General features: G+C 51.1%; 3 protein-coding genes. All 3 read right to left on the bottom strand.

Annotated features, from left to right (window positions below; all coding sequences use genetic code 11):
* Window positions 1-677, bottom strand: a 677-nt coding sequence (locus C5O24_RS12265) for a hypothetical protein (RefSeq protein ID WP_133165578.1), incomplete at its 3' end; no start/stop codon positions are given.
* Between the two features lie 137 nt (window positions 678-814).
* A complete protein-coding gene (locus C5O24_RS12260) occupies window positions 815-2,308 on the bottom strand; it encodes a DUF4099 domain-containing protein (protein ID WP_107681911.1) in 1,494 nt (497 codons plus the stop codon).
* Window positions 2,309-2,337: 29 nt separating this feature from the next.
* Window positions 2,338-2,715, bottom strand: coding sequence for a hypothetical protein (locus tag C5O24_RS12255; protein ID WP_107681910.1), 378 nt, complete (start codon window positions 2,713-2,715; stop codon window positions 2,338-2,340).
* Window positions 2,716-2,749 lie beyond the last annotated feature (34 nt).

Below are 2,749 nucleotides of genomic sequence, written 5' to 3'. Positions count from 1 at the left end.
CCATAGCGGGTCTTCTTTGGGAGCTTGACTTTCATGTTGTCGTAGCTGTTGCAAAGGAGCCAGAGCGCGGCGATGTCCATACGCTCCATCGGGAACGACTGCTTGCCATACATCTGGGCGAAAGCCTGTTCCACATTGGCACGGAACAGAAAGTTCATTCCGTGGTGAACGAAACCGGAGCGGGCTATACGTGTGATGTTGCGGCCTGACTCGCGGTTACGGTAGGCATAGGTTATCGCCCGGTTGCTCAGTGTGGTCAGCCACATACGGCTGATACGGCGTCCGGCTTTTGCTGCCTGACATAGAATAGCGAATAGAGCCTGAGCCTCACTTCCGTTGTTTGAGGCGAAGATGACCTCTGCGGCCTGCTCGACAAGAGCCTGAAGCCTGACGACCGTGCTTTTGTCCTCGTCGCTGACCTTGAATTTACCTCCCACATTGTCAGCACGGATACCGTACAGGTATCTCTTGGGGATAAAAGGGAGCGTCTTGATGAAGTCGCTGCCGCCGGCGTAATACTGAAACGGAGCCGGCTCGACGAGACTGGACTCGACGGAGGTGATGACGATGCTGCCGGTGTCGTTGGTGTAGTCGCCGTTTTCGGTACGGTCTGTGCAGTTGAGGGCACGGGATACAGCGAAGGCGATTTGAGCGGAGTGTGCGATTACGAGATTCATAATATTATTTATTTTATTGATTATTACTAATTTGAATTATTAAAAGAGATTTCGGAAAGACATGGGGAGAGTCTGCCTCCCCATGTCGGTGAAGAGGACAGCCATTAGAGAATGGCAGGTATTATGTCAGTCGGGGATTATAATTTCGGTCCCTTCAGTCTGAGCTGCTGCTCTTGCTGCTGTTCGTTCTTGGGAGCCGTCTGACCCTTCTGGAGCGGGTCTGTGATGTTTTTCGTAGCCTCGTTGGTCTTCCCTTGATTGTTCACGGCATACTGGGTCTTGCTCTCCTCGGCCACACCGACAACATTCTTGTTGTCGGCATAGTGATATTCAGTGACCGGACGCTGTTTCTCCTTGTTGAACTGGAGAAATACCGTGCAGGGCTGACCCTGCTTGTCAGTGACATTTACCATCTCGATCTTTTTACCAGCCATATAGTCGGCAATCTGCTGTTCTGTGAAATGTGTAGAACCCCACTTGGTAATACGTTTGGGGTTGCCATCAGAATCAACCCATGTATTACGTTGTTGTGTCTCTCCGGACTGCTCCTGTTTGAGCGACTGCGTGCGGACGAACTCGACATCACGCTTGTCGGCATTATACTGGAGGTCGCTGGTAAACTTGCGGCCGTTGTTCAGTTCGATTTCCTTACCATGTACCACACCGCCGTCTTTCAGGATACCTATCTCTTTCATCGAAAGCTCGGTCTTGCCGATGTGGTTCTTTATAAAGATTTTATCCACAGGCATGGCCTCGATTTCGTTGGTAAGACGGTCAACGCTGACCAGACATTTCTTCATCTCCCCTGTCATGGGGTCGGCAAGTTCCACAACTTTGCCGAGGTTGCCGGTTTTGAGAAGCTGCTCCTTATCTTCTTTCGAGAACTCGTAGCCACGGAAGGGAACATCAAGTTTGGGCTCGTTCTTGATGAAGTGTGGCGCAAGTGTAAAACTTCCGTCGGGTTGCTCCTTGAAGGAAAGTCGGGCATCAAGAGTGAATTTCTCATCTCCGAACTGTGGGGTGACGGTAAAAAGCTGGGGCGACTTGTGATTGTAGAGCATCGACTGTAGCGCGCCGGACTGTTCGAGTGTCTCTCGCTTAACGCCCCACTGCTGTTCGATGGTGGCCCAGTCAATCCTGTTGGGGTCAACGGGTGTCGCCTTGGCTGCGGTGGTTGTCACTTCCTGACTGGTCTGCACAGATTCCTGTTCTGGCTTAGGCTCTGCTTCCGGTTCCTGCTGTACTTCCGTCGTGGTCTGTTCCTGTGCCGGAGTCTGTTCTTGTGTCTGAGCCACAGGCTTCACCTCAACCTCGTAAGGCTTGAGCATCTCGCCGTTTGACGCCGGGTCTTGGATTAGGTCTGCCATTGCCGGAGCGATAGCGTCATAGCGGTCGGCAGGGAGTTTGAAGAAGCCGAACAGCGATGGATTCTGCGCCTGACGGATGAAATTGGAGATGAACGCCTCGATGGGGTTCTGGTTTTTGTTGAACTTAACGAGATCGCTCAACTTGGCAGTCTTGGCGTCTGCCATCTTCGGGGTGCCGTCGGGGTTCTGACCGACGACTGCGCCTACCTGTCCCGTCTCGTTGTTGCGGGCAATCAGCACTTCCTGTTCCTGGATATTTTCCATAAACTTATATAGGGGGATTTTATGGCACCTTAGCTGGTGCCGAGGTTATTGAATCTTTCATTGCGGAGTTTCCTGCGCTCCATTCCTTCCGGACTGCGGGAACTGACAAATGTACGGTCGATATATTCCTGCACCTGATGCTCGTAGTGGAATACCACTGAGCCGTCCTTGCTGATCATATACTCGATTTCATCGTCAGCCCTTAGTTGTCGGATTTTTCTCACGCTGAAGCCGAATAGCTTCATCACATGCTCGGTGAGATAAATCATGCGGCCGTTGATTGAAAGTATCGGAGGCTCTTTCTTCTTCATCATGCACCTGAGCATCTCAAGCATGATTCTTATCGAGGCCTTGGCAAACTTCGGGAATGTTCCCACATCGTTATAGTCAATTTCAGTTTTCTTCATTTTGCGTTTCGTTTTCGATTACGATGCAAAATTA

The organism is Paramuribaculum intestinale (assembly GCF_003024925.1).
GTDB classification, from domain to species: domain Bacteria; phylum Bacteroidota; class Bacteroidia; order Bacteroidales; family Muribaculaceae; genus Paramuribaculum; species Paramuribaculum intestinale.
Note: the sequence above shows the minus strand (reverse complement) of the source record. Positions and strands in the feature narration are given on the sequence as shown.